We start from the raw sequence: 19,696 nt of genomic DNA, 5'->3' as shown, positions 1-19,696 counted from the left end.
CGCCCGCAATGCCGCCGTTGGTGCAGGTGACCAGGGCGGTCAGTCTCGCATAGGTTCGCGTGTCTTCGACGCGGTCACGCAGCATGATGAGGCAAACCGAGATCATGGGACCGGTCGCGCCCTGCAGGATCCTGCCGATGATGAGCGCCGGAAGATTCGGCGCGATTGCGGCGATCGCGCTGCCCGCCGTCGCGCAGACGAGCATGCCGATGGCGGTGCGTTTGCGCCCTATGGTGTCGCCCAGCCGGGGCAGGAACAGCGAGAACAGCGCTGATGCGGTGAAGAACGCGGTTTGCGTATCACTTGCCTGCGCCGTGCTGATTCCCAAGGTCGTGCTCATGCTTCCCAAGGCGGGGGAGACCATGGTGGCGTTGAACTGGTAGGAGAAAATGGCGAGGAAGAAGGCGCACACCAGTGGTGCCAGATGGCCGTTTGATGCGTTGCTTGATGGTTTCATGCCGTTCATGGGGGTGTTTTGTCCTTCGTTAGGGGAGATGTGCAGAAGTAAGATAAAACGATTTGGCAAAATAGTCAAAGGAAGACTGTAATGCCCGTGCGTGTGCCGTTCAGCGTGTCGTGGTTCGGCGTGGGTGGATTTTTGCCGAGATTTCGGCGGATGCAGGGTATGTGACAGGTCGCCGCGAGTCAACGTTGTGCAGCCTCCCTACTTGACACATTTGCCAAATCGATTTATCTTGAAAAAGTCGCGATGAGCCAAACGGGAAAATCCGCGCCCGGCGACAACGAATGCGGTTGGAAGACAAAGGAGTTTTGACGATGTCAGTGCGTGAAACGGGAAAGAGGATCGAATCATGAGCGGAGCAATGCAGCCGAGCGTTTCGGCGGAGCCGAGAAACGGCGGCAAGTCAATCGCGTTCCTTATGGTCGCGTTCCTGACGGCGACGTTCGCGTTCCAGCTCAACGCGTCCATGCTGTCGCCGGCATTGGTGACCATGCAGAAGGAACTGAACACCACGGCGACCCAGATCGGTCTGTCGCAGACCGTCTTCTTCACTTCGGCGGCCTTGTTCTCCCTGTTCCTGCCGCGTTTGGCGGATCTGATGGGGCGCAAGAAGGTGCTCATGGGCATGCTGCTGTTCACCGTCGCAGGCTGTGCGGTTTCCGCGCTCGCCCCGAACGTCACCGTTCTGCTGGTCGGACGTCTGCTGCAGGGAACGGCGGGCCCGATCGTGACGTTGTGCATCATCATGCTGCACGTGCGCGTGCCCGATGAGAAGCAGTACACCAAGCTGATGGCCGTCATCACCTCGGTGAACGGCGGCATCGCAGGCGTCGACGCCATTGCGGGCGGTTGGATCGCCGGCACGTGGGGCTACCGTCCGATCTTCTGGACCATGGCCGTGATCGGCGTCGTCTCCACCATTCTGGTCGGCATTTTCGCCGACGAAAGCGTGGCCGAAGGCTCCCGTGGCGAACGCATGGACTGGCCGGGCGTGATCTTCCTTGTGATCGCCGTCGGCACCGCGCTCACCGCGGTCAATTCCATGCAGCACATCACGGAGGTCAACTGGGTGTTCGTCGGCGTGCTGCTGGCGATTGCGGCCATCGCGTTCGTCGCGTTCTGGACCGTCGAGAAGAAGAGCGCCCACCCGCTGTCCCCGGTCCATTACCTCAAGCAGCGCCGTACGTGGGGTCTGCTGCTGACGACCCTGCTGTCCCTCACCGGCGTGTTCGCCATCATGAACGGTGTGGTGCCGGCTCTGGCCCAGGACGCCGAATACGGTGCGGGCATCTCCGCGGGCGTCTCGTCGTTCGTGACGCTGACCCCGTACGCCATCATCGGTCTGGTCTTCGGTCCGATCACCGGCGTGCTGGCCACCAAGTTCGGCTATCTCAAGGTGCTGCGCTGCGGTCTGCTCGTCAGCGTGGTGGCCGCCGCTGCGGGCATCTTCGTGGTGCACAATCCGACCGCCGTCACCCTGCTGGTGCTGTCCCTCCTGCTGGGCGTGAGCTACGCGGGCACCGTCAACATCATGCTGAACGGCCTTGGTGTGGTGCTCTCCCCGAAGGACAACACCGGGTATCTGACCGGTTTCAACGCGGGTGCCTTCAATCTGGGTGCGGGCGTGAGCTACACCGTGCTGTACGGCATCATGGACGCTTTCGCGCAGTCGCAGGGAACGGCTGCCGGATATGCGGCCAGCCTGATCGGCGGCGCGGCGGTGCTGCTGCTCGCCTTCGGATGCTCGTTCCTGATTCCGCGTCCGGAAACGCTGCGGGATTGATCCGCGGCGATCGATGACCTCGGCGGAGGCGCATGGCAGTGTGCCTCCACCGAATCGGTGAGGTCTCTCCTTTTTCCCCTCACCGCAACGGGGGTGCGCCTATTCGCCTGGGCGCACCCCTGGCCCCATTTGTGGGCCTGGTTGAAGAGCATATGCGCAAAGAGGCGTGAAACAAGCTGTGAAACATGGTGGGGTGATGCGGCGGGTCAGGAAAACCGTTGTCGCCAGCGTAACGGCGGCTCGATGGGTAGACTATTACCGATACCGTCGTTCAATGCAATTGTGAGGATTGGCCAGCGATATGCTCATCATGTTCGTGTGCACAGGCAATATCTGCCGATCGCCTATGGGCGAGCTGTTGTTCGGCAAATACCTTTCGGGAACCACCATCCGCGTGACCAGCGCGGGAACCAGAGGTCTCCCGCAGCATGAGATAGACAGGAACAGCGGCAGACTCATGCGCAGCGTGGGCATCGAATCCAGCGGCTTCCGCTCACGACGCCTCACCAAAGCCATGGCCGAGGAAGCCGATCTCATCCTGTGCTTCGAAAAGAACCAACGCAAGGACATCGTCACGTTGGCGCCGAACGCGGTACGCTACACCTTCCTGGTCGACGATTTCGCCAATATGTGCCGGTATTGCGCACAGCAGGGACTGGTCCACGGCACCACCATCCAGGAACGTCTGATGTCGGTCGTCAACGCGTCCACGATGATCCGCCCCATGATCCCGGTGTCGAAGGATATCGAGGATCCGTTGGGCAAGCCGTTCGTCAAATTCGCGGAAGTGGGCAACGAGCTCAACCGCGACCTGTGCACGATCCTGAACGCCATGAAGCAGCGGCATACGGTCGACCCGGCGCCCGTACGGCGGCAAATCGTATGACGGCGTGTAAATCGTATGACGACGTGTAAAACGTGTAAAAGCTGGTAACGAGAGGCGCTGTTTTGAAGCGCGCCGTCATCCCCTATGCGACAATGAGAAGCCGACGAAAGGGTGAGTCGTACGGCATATGGTGGATGAAACGAATCGGAACGCGAAAGCGGAGACGAACGCGGGCCTGGACGCGGGCTTGGAAGCGGAACGGTATGGTCAAGGCCACTGCGACGGCCCCGCGCATTCGCGTTGGCTGGGAAGGGTGCTGTGGGCCCTTATGGCGGTCGTACTGCTCGCCATGGCGCTTCGTGTCCTGCCGGTCGGTCTCGGCGGCAGGAAGTACGTCCCCATCATTGTGGCGCTAATGCCATGGTTCATCATTCCCACGGGTGTCGTCGCGGGTATCGCGCTCGCTGTTCGGCGTCGGGCGCTCGCCGTCATCAGCCTGATATGCATCGTAATCCAGGTGTTTTGGCATTGGGGGTATATCGTTCCCGCCGAGCGGCTGTCGGATGAGGCGCGTCAGGCGGTCGCGCAAAGCATGGTCGACACCGCTGACCGCTATGCCAGAGTCATGACCCTCAATACCAAGAACGGATTGGCCGATGCCGGTCAGATCGTGCGCATCGTACGCGACGAGCATGTGGAGGTGCTTGCCTTGCAGGAGGTGTCTCCCGGTCTGCTGGAGCGTCTGGGCGAAGCGGGATTGTTATCCCTGTTGCCGTATTCGAATGTGGCGACGTGGTCGGTGCGTGACAATGGCGGCGTGAACGCGTTGTGGAGCGCTGCGCCCATGAGCGATATGACGAACGATCTCATTCCCATCGACGCGTCCAGTATTCCGGCGTCCAACATCGATTTCGGAGGGGTGGCGGTCTGTTTCGGTTCGGTTCACCCATTCTCGCCGCGGCCAAGCAACCAGGGGCTGTGGAGCGAGGGGCTGAGCAGTATCGGACGATTGCGCAACGGTGCCGGCAAATACGTGCTGATGGGTGATTTCAATGCGGTTTGGGATCATGCGAGTTTCCGTTATCTGCTCGGCGACCGTTTCCTCGACGCGGGTGAGCGTGCGGGCAGCGGGTTCCATATGACCTACCCGGCGAATAAGAAATTGCTTGGTGTTATACCTGTTCCCACGTTCTCTGAAATCGATCACATCGTGCATGATCGCGGTGTGACCGTAGGCGATCTTGAAGTGCGCGATATTGCCGGATCCGACCACAAGGCATTGTTGGGAACGCTGGAGGTTAAAGCGGTGAATTAGAGGATTGCCGGGAGTTTTTTCAGTTTTGTCAGCATCGAGAAAACAATAAATTAGACATCTTGTTTTTGTGTGTATCATAAAATCCAAATAGCAGATAAGATACGCCACGGTATTTGATAACGTACTCATCGTAGATTAGACTTTTATTCGGCTTTGTCCAAAGGAGCGCCGCCGAATAAAGGGAACGATGGAAGAAGACAAAAAAGCGAGATTGGGTCAGGCAACCCAGCACAGATTGACGAATGTCGCCTACTGGCGATTTTCGGTCAATGCCGCGCTGACATTGCTTGATATGGTGATGTTCTGCATCGCTTCGGCAGTGGTGATCACGGCCCGGCACGAGACCGACATATACTCCTTCCGCTTCGGCTTCCCCATCAACATGTACGTGTATCTGTTCGTCTGCGCGCTGATTTGGGCGTTCTGCCTGTACCGGGTCGGCGTATACCACCGGCATGTGATGGGCGACGGCTACCAGCTCAACGTATTACTGACCAAAGGCGCGATTTTCGCCGCGCTGGTGACGTGCGCGTTCGACTTCATCATGCGCATCACCATGTCCTTGGCGGCGATTGCGTTATCGTTCATATTCGGCCTGCTGCTCACCATGGTGGAGCGATTCGTCATGCGCGGATTCATCGTGCGCGGGCGGCAAAAAGGGCGGTATTCCTACGCCACGGTGGTGGTGGGGTCGCCCGACGGCATCGAACGCGCGCTCAGGTTCCTCGCGAAGAAGCAACAGCTCAACTACCGGCCAGTGGCCATATGCCCGATTCGTTTGAATCAGGCGACCGGATTGGTCGAAGCCGATGACGATATCAGCGGCTTGAGCAAGCGAGTCAAGGATATTCTCGGCGCTGGCGTTCCGATCATGACCTACAACGACACCTTCGCCGAACATGCCGTCAGCCTGCATGCGCAGACGGTGATGGTCACCGACGTGATGTACCGCTTCTCCGACAATTTCAACACTTTCGCGTTGAACGTGGAATCCATGAACTTGGAGATCGCGCTCATCACCTCGGCGGTCGAGGTCAGCGGGCATGAGACGAAGCTGCGCGTGCTCCAGGGCACCACGGTGATGACGATCTGTCTGCCGCAGTATTCGCCGGCGGCCAGATTGCAGAAGCGCATCTTCGACGTCATCGTCTCGTCCATCGCGTTGGTCTTCATCGCGATCATCGCCATCCCGGTATCGATCGCCATCAAGCTCACCGACGGCGGCCCGGTCTTCTACAAGCAGACCCGCGTGGGACTTCGCGGCAAGCCGTTCGAGATGATCAAATTCCGTTCCATGGTGGTGGACGCGGATGGGGTGAAAGCGAAGCTCGCGCAGCAGACGGGGCAGGAGAACCGGTTCATTTTCAAGATGGAGAACGATCCGCGCATCACCAAGGTCGGGCGTTTCATCCGTCGTTTCTCGATTGATGAGCTGCCGCAGTTCTGGAACGTCTTCGTGGGCGATATGAGCGTGGTGGGGCCTCGCCCGCCGTTGCCCGAGGAAGTGGCCCGCTACAACCAGATGTATGCGACGCGTATGCTCGTCAAACCCGGCATCACCGGCCCTTGGCAGGTTTCCGGCCGATCCAATCTCAGCGCCGAGGAATCCGAGGCTTTGGATGTCGGCTACGTGCAAAGCTGGTCGCTGATGGGTGATTGCGTGCTTCTGCTGCGCACCGTCGGAGCCGTGCTCGGGCAGAGGGGAGCGTACTAGTGCGGAGTCTGTCGTGGTCGCGTCATAGAGGCGGGTTTGGGCTTGCCGTATCGTGTTGTGGAGATTTAACTACTAGTAAAAGGAACGAAAATGAAGGATTTTGATTCGTTGAGGATCGCGGTCGCCGGTACGGGTTACGTGGGTCTGTCGCTTGCGACGCTGTTGTCGCAGCATCATCACGTGACCGCGGTCGACATCGTTCCGGAGAAGGTCGAGAAGATCAACAACCGCGTCAGCCCGATCCAGGATGATTGCATCGAGGAGTACTTCGCCGGGAAGGAACTGGACCTGACGGCCACGCTGGACGGCGAGAGCGCGTACGCGGACGCCGATTTCGTGATCATCGCGGCGCCGACGAACTACGACAGCAAGCGCAACTTCTTCGACACCTCCGCGGTCGAGGCCGTGATCGACCTGGTCATGAAGGTCAACCCGGACGCGATCATGGTGATCAAGTCCACCATCCCGGTGGGCTACACGCGTTCGATCCGCGAGAGGACCGGCAGCAGGAACATCATCTTCAGCCCGGAGTTCCTGCGCGAGAGCAAGGCCCTGTACGACAACCTGCATCCGAGCCGCATCATCGTGGGCACCGACCCGGACGACCCGCGCCTGGTCGAGGCCGCGCACACCTTCGCGGCGCTGCTGCAGGAGGGCGCGTTGGACGAGGACGTGAACACCCTGTTCATGGGCTTCACCGAGGCCGAGGCCGTGAAGCTGTTCGCGAACACGTATCTGGCGCTGCGCGTGAGTTATTTCAACGAGCTGGACACGTACGCGGAGTCGAAGGGCCTGAACACGCGCCAGATCATCGACGGCGTGTGCCTGGATCCGCGCATCGGCACGCATTACAACAACCCGAGCTTCGGCTACGGCGGCTACTGCCTGCCGAAGGACACGAAGCAGCTGCTCGCGAACTACCAGGACGTCCCGGAGAACCTGATCGAGGCGATCGTGGAGTCGAACCGCACGCGCAAGGACTTCATCGCGGACCAGGTGTTGGAGAAGGCCGGCGGCTACGAGGCGAACGATGCGTACGAGGCGGGCAAGGAGCATGAGGTCACGGTGGGCGTGTACCGCCTGACGATGAAGAGCAATTCGGACAACTTCCGCCAGTCCGCGATCCAGGGCGTGATGAAGCGCGTGAAGGCGAAGGGCGCGGACGTGATCGTGTACGAGCCCACCCTGGAGGACGGTTCCACGTTCTTCGGTTCGCAGGTGGTCAACGATCTGGACGAGTTCAAGAAGCGTGCGGATGTGATCGTCGCGAACCGTTACAACGCGGCCGATCTGGATGACGTGCAGGGCAAGGTCTACACGCGAGACCTGTTCAAGCGCGACTGAACCGGAACGGAAGGACGTGCGGAACCATGAATCGTACTACCCCGAAGATCTGCTTTGTGTCCTCTTCGGGAGGCCACTGGGAGCAGCTTCAGAAACTGAAGCCGCTTGCGGATAAGTATGAGGGTTTCTTCGTGACGGAGAAAACCCAATTCGACGCCCCATTGGGGAAGTATTTCATGGCTCAGACGGACTTGAAAGACAAACTGATGATCCCGAAGATGCTGTGGAATTCGGCCTACGCCTTGTTCATTTGGCTGAAGGAAAGGCCGGATTTCGTCATCACCACGGGAACGATGGTGGCATACCCGTTCTATCTTCTGTCGGTTGTCTTCAGGAAGAAGTTCGTGTTCATCGAGACGTTCGGGCGTGCGAATATGCCGACCGTCGCCGGGAAGAAAATGGAAAAGCACACGGACCTGTTCATCGTCCAGTGGGAAACGCAGAAGAAGTTCTATAAGAACGCGATTTACGGCGGGTGTTTGTACTGATGATCTTCGTGACAGTGGGCTCAAGGAATTATCCGTTCGACCGTCTCTTCAAAAAGCTTGACGATTTGTACGAAGACGGAACCCTGGACGAGGATATGTTCGCCCAGATAGGTACTTCCACGTATAAGCCCAAGCATTATGCGTATCGGGATTTCATCTCTCCGGAGGAGTTTTCGGAGAAAATCAACGCCGCCGACATCGTCGTCACCCATGGTGCATCCGGCTCCATAATGAAGGCGCTTAACGCCAAGAAGAAGGTCATCGCCGTCACCAGGCTGGAAAAATACGGTGAGCATATCAACGATCATCAGATACAGAACAATGAGGCCTTCAGCAGCAATAACTACGTGCTGATGGCGGATTTGGAGCTGACGGATCTGGGCGACTGCTTCAAGAGGATCAAAGCGGGGACGGATGGTTTGCGGCCATGGGTCAACAAGGATCCGATGGCGATCGTGAACCTGATCGACAAGTTCATTCAGGACAATTGGCCTCACGGCGAATAGGCCTGCCGCCACGGCGGCGCCAGGCGTAATGAGCGTATCGGGTCTGCGTTTTTTGAGGGAATGGGGACGAAACATGAAAAGCCATGTCGATTTGGCGGGCAAGACGATTCTTATCACCGGCGCTGCGGGGTTCATTGGTTCGAATCTCGCGAAGCGCGTCCTGCACGATGACGCGAGCGTCAAGGTGGTCGGCCTTGACAATATGAACGCGTACTACGATGTACGCCTCAAGGAAGGCCGTCTCAAGGAACTCGAACAGTATCCGAACTTCACGTTCGTCAAGGGCGATCTGGCCGACAGGCCCCTTATCGACTCCCTGTTCGAGGAGCACGGTTTCGCGGTGGTCGTGAATCTCGGCGCCCAGGCGGGCGTACGCTATTCGATCACGAACCCGGACGTGTACGTGCAGTCCAATCTGATCGGCTTCTACAACATTCTCGAGGCGTGCCGGCATTACCCGGTGGAGCATCTGGTGTACGCGTCGAGCTCGTCCGTGTACGGCGGCAACAAGAAGGTGCCGTTCTCCACGGATGACAAGGTCGACAATCCGGTCAGCCTGTACGCGGCCACGAAGAAGAGCAACGAGCTCATGGCCCATGCGTATTCGAAGCTGTATGACATCCCGTCCACCGGACTGCGTTTCTTCACCGTGTACGGTCCGGCTGGTCGTCCGGACATGGCGTATTTCGGGTTCACGAACAGGTTGCGCGCGGGCGAGATGATCAGGATCTTCAATTACGGCAACTGCCAGCGCGACTTCACCTACGTGGACGATATCGTGGAGGGCATCGTGCGCGTCATGCGGGGCGCACCGGCGCGCGGGACCGGCGAGGACGGCCTGCCGGTTCCCCCGTACGCGTTGTACAACATCGGCGGCGGCCGTCCGGAGAACCTGCTTGATTTCGTGACGATCCTGCAGGAGGAACTGGTCCGTGCGGGCGTGCTTCCGGCGGATTACGACTTCGAGGCGCATAAGGAGTTGGTGCCCATGCAGCCGGGCGACGTGCCCGTCACCTATGCGGATACGAAGGCGTTGGAGGAGGATTTCGGGTACCGTCCGTCCACCACGTTGCGTGAGGGTTTGCGCAGGTTCGCCGAATGGTACAAGGCCTTCTATATGTAGGCGATATGGGTGGTCGCGTGGTCGACTCATGCATGGATTCCCGTTTGGTTTGCGGGAATGATTGAATAATTGGTATATCGTAAACAGCCGTTCGTAGATGGGAAATTATGGTGCAATTGCATGATGTGAGGGTTCTCCATATCACCAATAATTTGGGGTATGGAGGGGTTCAGAAAATCATCTATGAACTTTGCGATACCACGCGGCAGAGCTTGGCGGACGTATGTGTTGCATCCTCCGGCGGCGTGTACGTCGATCGTCTCCGGAACATCGGAATCCAGCATTATGAGATTCCCGACGTGAGCAGCAAGAATCCGAAGGATATCATCTCGATCATCAGGATTCTTTCGAGAATCGTCCGCGAACGGAACATCAACGTGATCCAATGCCATCATCGTATGGCGGTTCTTTTCGCGAAGATGCTGCATACGGATGCGCATATCATCTACGTCAATCACACCACGTATTCGGATAAAGGGCTGCTCACTAGACTGATCCTCAGAAATGTGCCGGTCGTGGCCGTGGGGGAGCAGGCGAAGAACAATGCCGAGCAGTTCTTCCATGTGCCGGGGAATCGCATAACGGTGATTCCCAATGCGATAGCCGAATATGATGGTGAATTCGTCCAGGTTCCCCAGATCGAAGACGAACGTGGGAAGGGGAAGTTCATCGTCACCAATGTCGGACGTCTCCACCCGCAGAAGGGTATGCATTATTTCGTCGAGGCTGCGGCGAAATGCATTGACGATGGGCTGAACATCGCCTTTTTCATAGTCGGTGACGGGCCTTTGCGCGGGGAGCTTGAGCGTCAGGTCGCCGATCTCGGTCTTGCGGATCATGTCCATTTCATGGGATTCCGTGAGGATGCGGCGAATGTCATGTATCAGAGCGACGTGCTGGCCATGTCCTCCCTGTATGAGGGTCTTCCCCTGACTCCCATCGAAGCGTGTTCCGTAGGAAGAGCGGTGATAGCCCCGGATATCGAGGGTGTGCGTGAAGTCGTGCAGGACGGCGTCAACGGGATTCTGTACGAGCCGAAGAATCCAGGCGCGCTATTCCACGCCATCAAAACCGTGTATGGGGATCGAAGTCTTCTGAAAACCTACGGGAGGCAAGCGGAACTGGTATACAGGCGAAAGTTCGGCATCCAGCCGTTCAGGGACGCCTACCTCAAGTATTACGAAGCGTTGTGAAGGAAACCGGATTGTGACAAAACATACAGTATGTTTCGCGTCTTCGTCCGGTGGGCATTTCGAACAGCTTCTGATGTTGAAGCCGCTGATGGACAAATACGACAGCTTCATCGTCACGGAGAAAACCGATTATGACGTGGACATCGACAAACGCGTGTACTGCCTGAAGCAGGTGAACAGGCATGAGTGGAGTTTCCTTCCGTTCATGTTCGTCAATTTTCTCAGGGTATGCCGGATAGTGTTCAAGGAGAAGCCCGACGCCGTCATCACCACGGGTGTGCTTGCGATTATCCCGCTGTGCCTGGTTGTGAAGCTCCGCGGGGGAAAGGTCGTGTATATCGAGTCGTTCGCGAAGGTCAATAGCCCGACTTTGACGGGGCGGCTCGTGTACAAGTTCGCGGATCAATTCTATGTGCAGTGGGAAAGCATGAAGAAGTTCTATCCCAATGCGATATATCTTGGCGGAATCTATTAAGGCGGAAAATGATTTTCGTAACTGTCGGCTCGCAGAAATTCCAGTTCAACCGGTTGATACGGAAGGTTGATGAACTGGTCGCTTCCGGGGAGATAACCGAGGAGGTCTTCTCTCAGATCGGCGTAAGCGATTACATACCGAAGCACGGTAAATACAGCCGTTTCCTTAATCGGGATGAATTCTTCGAGATAAGCGGGGAATGCGATATCGTCATAACGCACGGCGGCACCGGTGCGATCATCGGCGCCGTGAAGCGGGGCAAGAAGGTCATCGCGGTTCCCCGACTGGCGAAGTACAAGGAACATGTGGACGATCACCAGTTGCAGATCCTGCATCAATTCGATGAGATGGGCCTCATCCTCCCGTGCTATGACGTCGACGGCTTGCCTGAGGCGTTGAAGCAGGTAAGGGAACTGACCTTCAACACGTATGAGTCGAACACCGATACGATCGTTCATTCCATCGAACGGTTCATTGATGGCGAATAACCGCCGGGGCGCGTACCGAGAACTTCATCGGGCCGCTAGGAAACATCGTTAGGAAGTTTGGAGAATCCTCTTGGGCAAGCAGCTGAGCATCATCATTCCAGCGTTCAATGCGGAAAGGAATCTGCATAGATGCCTGGATGGCCTGTTGTCGCAGGCCGACGAATCCTGCCAGGTCATCGTGGTCAACGATGGGTCGCAGGACGGCACAGGGGATATCTGCGCATCGTATGGTGAGCGGATCACCTACATCGATAAGCGCAACGGTGGCGTGAGCTCGGCGCGTAATGCTGGTCTGAAGGCGGCGTTGGGGGAATACGTCACTTTCGTCGACAGCGATGATTTCGTGAGTGAGGATTTCATCGCCTCGGCATTGGGGGAAATGGCGACGCGTAAGGATGTCTACTTCTTCCTTCACCAGCAGGATGATGCGAAAGCGCCAACCGAACCCGTTCCCTTCGGGAATGAGCCGAGCAAGGAGGACATCATCCGCTATGCGCTCTTCTCCAAGGGGAACCCGAACCCCAACGTGAATTTCCGTTCCGTCTGGGGCAAGGTGATTCGGAGGAGTCTGCTCGACGAGCATTCGATCACCTTCCCGGAGGGGATCGCACTTGGCGAGGATATGGTCTTCATGCTGTACGTGTACTCGTCCATGAACGCGTACTCCTTTGTCGGCAAGGTCGCCTATCACTATTTCTTCTTCAACCCGGATTCCGCCACCAATCGCAGCAAACCCAATATGGAAGCGATTCTTGAGGCGAACGATACGGCTTTATCGGCATGGATGAAGGAAGAAAATAATACGGGCAATGATTTGTATTATTATTCCTACCGTTTGAATGATGTTATTTTAATGTTGAAATTCAAATGGATGTTTATGCTGAAGCATGATGGAATTAGAACAACAATTCGTGAAATTTCTGATTTTCTGAAGCGTTTTGATTTCGATAAGCGATATGATGCGGTGCGGAATAGCGAGTTGCTTGGTCGTTGCCCAGCTTCCCAGCGCATAATATATTATGCGTTTAGGAAAAGGCTATACCCGGTTATATTCTGTATAGGCAAATTGAAGTACTGCTGATTTGCGTTGAGGGTTGACGGCATCGTGGATTGATGCTTGAAGGGTAATGGAGTAATTGTGCTGACTTTCCTGGTGTATGGGGCCATAGTCGTCATCGGTCCGCTCCTGATGTACTTTTCGCTGTCGCTCCGTGACCTTGTCCTCAGCAGGTTCGGAATCGTCGGTGTTTCGGTTTTGCTGAGCGTTCCGCTGATGTTGCGAGGCTTCACCGGAACCGATTCGCTCCAGTACTACACGTTGTACCAGTACGGCTCATACCTTTGGGAACGTGAGAATTCGATCGAACGCGGATATTCGTTTCTGATGGACGCCTGCCATGCGCTGCACCTGTCCACCTATGGTTTCTTCTTCGTGATCGCGTTCCTGACCATAGGCATGTTCATGATCACATTGAACACGGTGAAGGACAGCATAAATATTTATGCGTCATGTTTCTATTTCATCACGTGTTTCTACTTCAATATGTTTAATATTTCGAGGCAGACGCTTGCGGTTTCCTTTGTCGTATTCGGCCTTGTGCTGTTGTCAAAAGACAATGTCATTCCGTCGATAATCTGTTTCGCAGTCGGAAGTTTGATGCATGTTTCGGCGGTTATCGCCTTCCTCAGTATTGCCATATATTATTTGCTGAAGAAATGCAATAACAAGGTTGTTATCTCGGTAACGTTGCTGGTCGCATTGGTGTTCATCTTCAATAGGCGACTTCTTGCGGATCTGGCCGGTATGTTGTTCAATACCGTGTACTATTCGGGGTATTTCGATGCTGAAACCGTCACTACAAGGCGTATCATCAGCAAGATGGTCATCAATTCGCCGCTGATTTTCCTCCTGCTGCTGAATCTCAAGAGGGAACGGAATGTGCGTTTCCTTTCCCTGGTCGCATTGGTGGGTATATTCCTGACCGCCATGGGCGATGCGACGGGCAGAATCGGTCTTAATTTCTCCGCCGCGGGCATTGTCGCCTACGGTTTCGCCCTGCAGAAGGATGTCGTGTTCAACGCAGGCAGAAGCTCGATCAGAAAAGAGCCGTTGACCGTGCTGTTCCTGTTGTATTGCTTCGCCATTTTCATGATGAATACCGTGATCAGCCATTATGGCGAAGTGGTTCCATATACGCCGTTCTTCCCGCCGCAGCCCGCCTGAGCCTTTCGTTCGGCAGCGCGTTGAACGCATGGGCGCCGTTCCCAATACCAGAACCAGTTTGTTGAATCGGATGCGATGGAGGCATGGATGAGAAGCCAGAAAAAGGCCGGTGCACTACTTGGGTATGCCAATATTCTCGTGAAGAATCTGGTGAACCTGATCTATGTGCCGCTGCTCCTGCACTTCCTGGGGCAAGGCGACTATGGCGTGTTCCAGATGACGAATAGCGTCGTGTTCGCGCTTTCGCTGTTGTCCGCGGGATTCTACGGCAGCTACGTGCGTTTCTACATGCGTGAGAGGGCGAAGGGCGGGGACGATTCCAGCTTGGGCGTGCGCAGGCTTAACGGCATGTTCCTGTCCGTCTATCTTGTTGTGGCCCTGCTGTGCCTGATCGGATGCGCCCTCATGGTGGTGAACGTGCACAGCCTGTTCTCCGGCGGCCTGACGGCCGACGAAGTCGCGCTCGCCCGAACATTGCTGATGGTCATGGGCATCAACATCGCGGTCACGATGGTGTCCACGCCGTTCGACTCATACATCGTGGCGCATGAACGATTCGTGTTCCAACAGTCCAGGCAGCTGTTCACCGCGTTGGCGCAGCCTTTCCTTGCGTTCCTGCTGTTGTGGTGCGGCATGGGCGCCGTGGGCGTGGCCTGTGCGCAACTGTCGATTTCATCGGTCCTGCTCGCGATGAACATCGTATTCGCCGTGCGTAGGCTGAATATGCGATTCACGCTCCGAGGCTTGGAATGGTCCCTGTTCAAGGCCGTGGCGGTATTCAGTTTCTGGATTTTCCTGAATCAGATCTTCGACCTGGTGAACAACAACGTGCCGAACTTCCTGTTGGGTGCGATGGACAGTTCCGCCGCGGTGGCGGTGTTCTCGATCGCCGTGCAGATCAGGAACATCTTCTTCTCCATGTCGACCACCATGTCAAGTGTTTTCACGCCGCAGATCAACCGCATCGTCGCGGAATCCGACGATAATACGGTGCTCACCAAACTTATGACGCGTGTGGGCCGGTATCAGATGGTTATCTTCTGGTATCTGTTCGGCGGATTCGTCGTTTTGGGACGGTATTTCGTGCGTATTTGGGCCGGTGAGGCGAATGCGGACGCGTACTGGCTGTGCCTGATCATGGTACTGCCTCTCATGATTCCCCTCACGCAGAATACGGGCATCGAGATTCAGAGGGCGAAGAACAGGCACAAGGCCCGAAGCCTGATCTACATTCTCACTTCCGTGATCGATATCATCATCAGCGTCGCATTCATCCCGATATGCGGTTATTGGGCTACGGCCATCGGCTATATCGCGAGCATCACTCTGGGCACGGGGCTGTTCATGAACTGGTATTACCAGACCCATGTCGGCATGGACATGTTCTATTTCTGGAAGCATATGCTGCCGACTCTCGGCCTTGCACTATGCGTGATTGCGGTCTGTCTGCTCGGCACCTGGCTTATACCGGTGAATTCGGTGCTGATGTTTGTGGTCTGGGGCATTATGTATTCGGTGCTGTATTTGTCGGGAGCAATGAGGTTTTCCCTGACGAAGCAGGAACGAGCCAAAGTCGTCGGAAAAATAGGAGGGAAAGCGAAACGATGAGCGGAGCTAGCGAAATCGAACAGGTGATACGATCCGCCGACGCCGATGCTGTCGACGGAACCGCGACCTATTGTGTTGGATGCGGTTCCTGCGCGTATGTCGATCCCGCGTTCAGGATCATCAGGAACATGGACGGTTGCTATCAGGCTTCCATGAACGGGAACGTCGGGAATGCGGATGCCGTCGCCAACGTATGCCCGTTCGCCAGTTCCGTGAATGAGGATGTGATCGGCGCAGACCTCTTCTCGAAGCAGGAGGGGGTGCATCATGACCAGTATCTCGGGTATTGGCTCAATGCGTACGTGGGATACGCATCCGTGGATGGATGGCGTTCCCGCGGCAGTTCCGGCGGCATGATCAGCTGGCTTGCGTCGAAGATGCTTGAGGAAGGTCTTGTGGACGCCGTGGTGCACGTCAAGGACGGTCCCGACCCCGAGCATATGTACACGTATCAGGTTTCCCATAGCATCGACGAACTGAAAACCGGCGCGAAATCGAAGTATTACCCGATTGAGATGAGCGAGGTGCTCGCCTACGTGCGCGAGCATGAGGGAAGATACCTGTTCGTCGGCATTCCATGCTTCGTGAAGGCTGTGCGGTTGCTGTGCCGTGAGGATAGCGTTCTCAACGAGCGCATCAGATATTGCATCGGATTGGTATGCGGGCACCTGAAATCGGATTTCTTCGCGAAAAGCGAGGCATGGGAGTCCGGCGTACCGCTGGATGATATCGCCCGCGTCGATTTCCGGCACAAGACTCCCGGCAGCCCGGCCTCCGACTATGCGGTCGAAGTGCGTCGTTCCGATGGGGGAGAGCCCGTCATCAAACGTACGGCGGAGCTTTCCACCACGAACTGGGGGCTCGGCTACTTCAAATACAATGCGTGCGACTACTGCGATGACGTGCTTGCGGAAACCGCGGATGTGACGTTCGGTGATGCGTGGATTCCGAAATACGTGAATGATGGCGAAGGCTGCAACGTCATCGTCGTGCGCAATCAGGACGTACAGGACCTGCTTGATCGCCATCGTGACGAGCTGGTGCTGCACGACTCCGATTCCGCCGAAGTCTACCAGTCCCAGGCTGGTGGCTTCCGCCATCGCCGTCAGGGACTCGCCTACCGTCTGCACGTTCATGAACAGCGTGGGGAATGGACCCCGACCAAGCGTGTCAAGCCGTCGTTGGAAGGCATCAGTGAGCATCGTCAGCAGATCTACGCGATGCGCACCACGCTCAAGAACGAAAGCTTCGTGGCATTCCGCAAAGCCGTTGAAGCAAATGATTTCAACGAGTTCAAGAAGACCATGAAACCGATCGAGCGTACCTACACCCGTCTCAGCGTGCCGCTGAAGAAGAGAGTGGTGATCCGCGGCAAGAAGATGATGAAGCGTATGCTGCCGGCCGGCTTGACGCGCAAGCTCAAGTCCATGCTGTCGCATCATAAGTGACGCCATGCATCCATGCCGTGGATGCGGCGGTATGAATGCGAAAACGGCTGTGACCGGGGATCGCGCTCGCGAATCCCGGTCACAGCCGTTTTCTGATTACTACGGTGATTATTTGCCGTTGATGGCGTTATCCAGCCACCGTTTCGACGAATGCTGCAACTGCGCCAATCGTTCGTCGATCTTCTGATGATCGTATGTGGGGATCTCCGACTCGTCGCTCATGCTGGTTTCGAGGTCGAACAGATTGAACAGGGTCTGCATACGGGAGTTCATGTTGCGCACACCGTTGCTGTTCCTGTTATAGACCTTGAAATCCTTGCCGAAGATAATCGAGAAGCAGCAGGCATGGTAGGAATCCGTGAACACGTACTGTGCCTTGGAGAACAATTCGACGAACTCACGCGGACCGGCGACGTACGTTTCCGGATCCGACTTGTCGTTTATGCGGCGGATGCGAAGACCATGCTCCTTGGCATAGCGTTCTATCGTCTGCTTCTGCTCGGGGGAGGGCGTTCCGAGGAAGTACGTCAGCACATAGCGGTCATCATCGCGCACGAAGCCCGGCATGATGCGCTTCCAACGTTCGGCGGAAACCATGAGGGTCGGGTCCAGCACGACGGTTGCATGCTGTGCGGAATTCTGCTCGACGAGTTCCTTGGCACGCTCCTCACGAACCGAGATGGAGGGAATACGGTTCAGATACTGTTCGAATACGGGTTTCTTATCGTCGGCAATGCTGTCCAGGCCGATGCTTGCGGCATAGGTCAGCAATTGTTCGGGCGCGAAGTCGGCGCCGAATCGAAGCGCCAGATCCTTGTCGGACAGGCCGAACGTGTAGTTCCATACCTGATCGGAGCCGATGACCGCTTTCCTGACGTGGATGTTCTTCCATGCCTGCAATCCGCGCGTGGTGGAATCGACGAGCAGATTATCGGGCACGAACTTGCGGGTGAACGACGAGAAATGGAAGTTTCGTATCGCCTGTACGCGGCCGTTTTTCCCTGCCACATATCGGATTGAATTCACGGCCAGACGCTTGGCTTTTTTGAAGATATAACGCATACGTCCGTGGATTTTGAAATTGCCGACCTGCAGGTCGACCGTCGTGACCGGGCCGTATTCCTTAAGAACCTCTTGCAGGGCATAGTTCTGCAGGCGGTTGCCGTAGTTGCCTAGATCATTAATGGTGAGAATGCAAAGATAATCCCCGCGAGAGCGCATTGGGTCTCCTTCTGGCTAATCGTATGAGTTCGATTATTGCACATGCTATAGCGGTAATCGCAGGGGGGGGGCGCATGGATTATTGCGGCGTGAATTTCGTATGCTGATTATCGCCTGCGATTACGGAATATATAAAGTAATTGATGACGAGTAATTCACGGTGAATTTTCGTATTCACCGGAATCGATGCTTCTACAAAGAAGGTCCGTGCCGCGTATCGTAAGCGGCACGGACCTTGCTTTATGTGCGTTCAGCTACTGAACTGTTGTGTGTGGGCCGATCAGCTCACGGTCACCTTCACATCGGTGTAGTTGGTGCCACGGGCCGACCAGACGCGGACGGTGGTGGAACCGGTGCCGATGGCGTGGATGGTGCCGTCGCCATCGGCGAACGCCACATCCTCATTCCAAGCGTCGAAGATCGCCAGCTTGAACGGGCTGTTGGAGGGGGTGACGGTGTAGTTGAGCTTCACCGAGTCACCCACCTTCATGGTCAGCGACTGCTGATCCACGGCGATGGTCGGAGCGGAATCGTAGCTGTAGGAGTCAACCGTGACGGGCACGGAAGCGGTCTGATCCTGGTACTTCACGGTCACAACACCGGTGGTGGCGCGGGTGCCCCACACCTTGAAGGTGCGGCCGGGGTTGTTGGTGCCGGTCAGGTTCGAACCGCTGACGGACCAGGTGATCTGGTTCGTGTTCGCGTCGGCGGGCAGGCCCTTCACCGTGAACTGCATGGTCTCAGGAGCGACGCTGTGCGTGGAGCCCACGATGGTGAGTGAGCTGGAATCTTCGGTCACGGTCACGGTCACCGTGGCGGTCTTGGACCCGGCCTTGGCGGTGATGGTCGCGGTGCCGGCCTTCACGCCGGTGACCTTGCCGGTCCTGTCCACGGTCGCGACGGCCGTGTTGGACGAGGTCCAGGTCACGGTCTTGTACGTCGCGTTGGACGGGCCGACAGTGGCGGTCAGCTGGGCGGAGGCACCCTTCTTCACGGACAGCTTGCCCGAGGTCGCGCCGGAGATCGTCACGGACGTCACCGGGACGACGACGTCGTCACTGGTCACGGTCACGGTGACGGAGGCGGACTTGCCGCCGGCGGTCGCGGTGATGGTCGCGGTGCCGGCCTTCACGCCGGTGACCTTGCCGTTCGCCACGGTGGCGACTGCGGTGTTGGAGGACTTCCAGGTCACGGTCTTGTCGGTCGCGTTGGACGGGTTGACCGTCGCGGTCAGCTGGGCGGAGGCGCCCTGCTTCACGGACAGCTTGCCCGCGGAGACGCCGGTGCCGGAGATCGCCACGGATGTGACGGGCACGTCAGGGGTCTCCTCCACCGAGCAGGTGGGAACAGCCCCGGCGATGACCTGGCCGCTGGCCACGGCCATGCTCGAGCCGGACGCCCAGTAACCGCGCAGCGAACCGTCCGCGGCCTTGCCGTTGCCGTCCCAGGACGTGCCGTTCGTGAACGACACCTTCAC

Annotated in this window: 18 protein-coding genes; 15 read left to right on the top strand and 3 right to left on the bottom strand. The window is 56.9% G+C overall.

The features are described 5' to 3' along the window. Positions 1 to 466 (bottom strand): MFS transporter (locus KIH75_RS08980; RefSeq protein ID WP_219056375.1); only part of this gene is annotated, 466 nt, incomplete at its 3' end. A gap of 346 nt (positions 467 to 812) precedes the next feature. On the opposite strand from KIH75_RS08980, the gene uriT reads away from it, so the two are divergent. The 15 genes from uriT (at position 813) to KIH75_RS08905 (ending at position 16,998) form a co-directional block, all read left to right on the top strand. Further along, complete coding sequence (uriT, locus tag KIH75_RS08975) at positions 813 to 2,246, top strand: uridine transporter UriT (RefSeq protein ID WP_236028189.1); 1,434 nt, start codon at positions 813 to 815, stop codon at positions 2,244 to 2,246. 301 nt (positions 2,247 to 2,547) lie between these two features. Beyond that, positions 2,548 to 3,132: an arsenate reductase/protein-tyrosine-phosphatase family protein gene (locus KIH75_RS08970; protein ID WP_219056374.1), complete on the top strand. Its 585-nt coding sequence runs from the start codon at positions 2,548 to 2,550 to the stop codon at positions 3,130 to 3,132. Positions 3,133 to 3,259: 127 nt separating this feature from the next. Next, entirely contained in the window at positions 3,260 to 4,387 is a 1,128-nt protein-coding gene (locus tag KIH75_RS08965) for an endonuclease/exonuclease/phosphatase family protein (RefSeq protein ID WP_219056373.1), read from the top strand. A 187-nt stretch (positions 4,388 to 4,574) separates the two neighbouring features. Beyond that, positions 4,575 to 6,101 (top strand): sugar transferase, encoded by a 1,527-nt coding sequence (locus tag KIH75_RS08960; RefSeq protein WP_219056372.1) that lies wholly within the window; start codon positions 4,575 to 4,577, stop codon positions 6,099 to 6,101. A gap of 108 nt (positions 6,102 to 6,209) precedes the next feature. Further along, complete coding sequence (locus KIH75_RS08955; protein ID WP_219056378.1) at positions 6,210 to 7,445, top strand: nucleotide sugar dehydrogenase; 1,236 nt, start codon at positions 6,210 to 6,212, stop codon at positions 7,443 to 7,445. A 26-nt stretch (positions 7,446 to 7,471) separates the two neighbouring features. Continuing rightward, a complete protein-coding gene (pssD, locus tag KIH75_RS08950; protein ID WP_219056371.1) occupies positions 7,472 to 7,933 on the top strand; it encodes a PssD/Cps14F family polysaccharide biosynthesis glycosyltransferase in 462 nt (153 codons plus the stop codon). Further along, entirely contained in the window at positions 7,933 to 8,439 is a 507-nt protein-coding gene (locus KIH75_RS08945; RefSeq protein WP_219056370.1) for a glycosyltransferase, read from the top strand. The genes pssD (KIH75_RS08950) and KIH75_RS08945 overlap by 1 nt, the downstream gene beginning before the upstream one ends. A 73-nt stretch (positions 8,440 to 8,512) precedes the next feature. Continuing rightward, the gene (locus KIH75_RS08940; protein ID WP_274608108.1) at positions 8,513 to 9,562 is read left to right on the top strand and encodes an NAD-dependent epimerase/dehydratase family protein; all 1,050 of its coding nucleotides are present in this window, start codon (positions 8,513 to 8,515) and stop codon (positions 9,560 to 9,562) included. A gap of 107 nt (positions 9,563 to 9,669) precedes the next feature. Then, positions 9,670 to 10,755: a glycosyltransferase gene (locus KIH75_RS10325; protein WP_219056369.1), complete on the top strand. Its 1,086-nt coding sequence runs from the start codon at positions 9,670 to 9,672 to the stop codon at positions 10,753 to 10,755. 13 nt (positions 10,756 to 10,768) lie between these two features. Next, a complete protein-coding gene (pssD, locus tag KIH75_RS08930) occupies positions 10,769 to 11,230 on the top strand; it encodes a PssD/Cps14F family polysaccharide biosynthesis glycosyltransferase (RefSeq protein ID WP_338024329.1) in 462 nt (153 codons plus the stop codon). An 8-nt stretch (positions 11,231 to 11,238) separates the two neighbouring features. Next, positions 11,239 to 11,718 (top strand): PssE/Cps14G family polysaccharide biosynthesis glycosyltransferase, encoded by a 480-nt coding sequence (pssE, locus tag KIH75_RS08925; protein WP_219056368.1) that lies wholly within the window; start codon positions 11,239 to 11,241, stop codon positions 11,716 to 11,718. A gap of 70 nt (positions 11,719 to 11,788) precedes the next feature. Then, positions 11,789 to 12,799 (top strand): glycosyltransferase family 2 protein, encoded by a 1,011-nt coding sequence (locus KIH75_RS08920; protein WP_219056367.1) that lies wholly within the window; start codon positions 11,789 to 11,791, stop codon positions 12,797 to 12,799. Between the two features lie 57 nt (positions 12,800 to 12,856). Then, complete coding sequence (locus tag KIH75_RS08915; RefSeq protein ID WP_219056366.1) at positions 12,857 to 13,942, top strand: EpsG family protein; 1,086 nt, start codon at positions 12,857 to 12,859, stop codon at positions 13,940 to 13,942. A gap of 87 nt (positions 13,943 to 14,029) precedes the next feature. Continuing rightward, a complete protein-coding gene (locus KIH75_RS08910; protein WP_219056365.1) occupies positions 14,030 to 15,550 on the top strand; it encodes a lipopolysaccharide biosynthesis protein in 1,521 nt (506 codons plus the stop codon). After that, on the top strand, positions 15,547 to 16,998 hold the full coding sequence (locus KIH75_RS08905; protein ID WP_219056364.1) for a Coenzyme F420 hydrogenase/dehydrogenase, beta subunit C-terminal domain: 1,452 nt from the start codon (positions 15,547 to 15,549) through the stop codon (positions 16,996 to 16,998). The genes KIH75_RS08910 and KIH75_RS08905 overlap by 4 nt, the downstream gene beginning before the upstream one ends. Before the next feature lie 108 nt (positions 16,999 to 17,106). Here KIH75_RS08905 and KIH75_RS08900 read toward each other — a convergent pair whose 3' ends face one another. After that, on the bottom strand, positions 17,107 to 18,219 hold the full coding sequence (locus KIH75_RS08900; protein ID WP_219056363.1) for a polysaccharide pyruvyl transferase family protein: 1,113 nt from the start codon (positions 18,217 to 18,219) through the stop codon (positions 17,107 to 17,109). Positions 18,220 to 18,499: 280 nt separating this feature from the next. Continuing rightward, a partial coding sequence (locus KIH75_RS08895) for an Ig-like domain-containing protein (RefSeq protein ID WP_219056362.1) occupies positions 18,500 to 19,696 on the bottom strand: 1,197 nt, incomplete at its 5' end.

Source organism: Bifidobacterium pongonis (genome assembly GCF_019331805.1).
Classification (GTDB): Bacteria; Actinomycetota; Actinomycetes; order Actinomycetales; family Bifidobacteriaceae; genus Bifidobacterium; species Bifidobacterium pongonis.
This window is presented reverse-complemented; position numbering and strand designations above follow the sequence as displayed.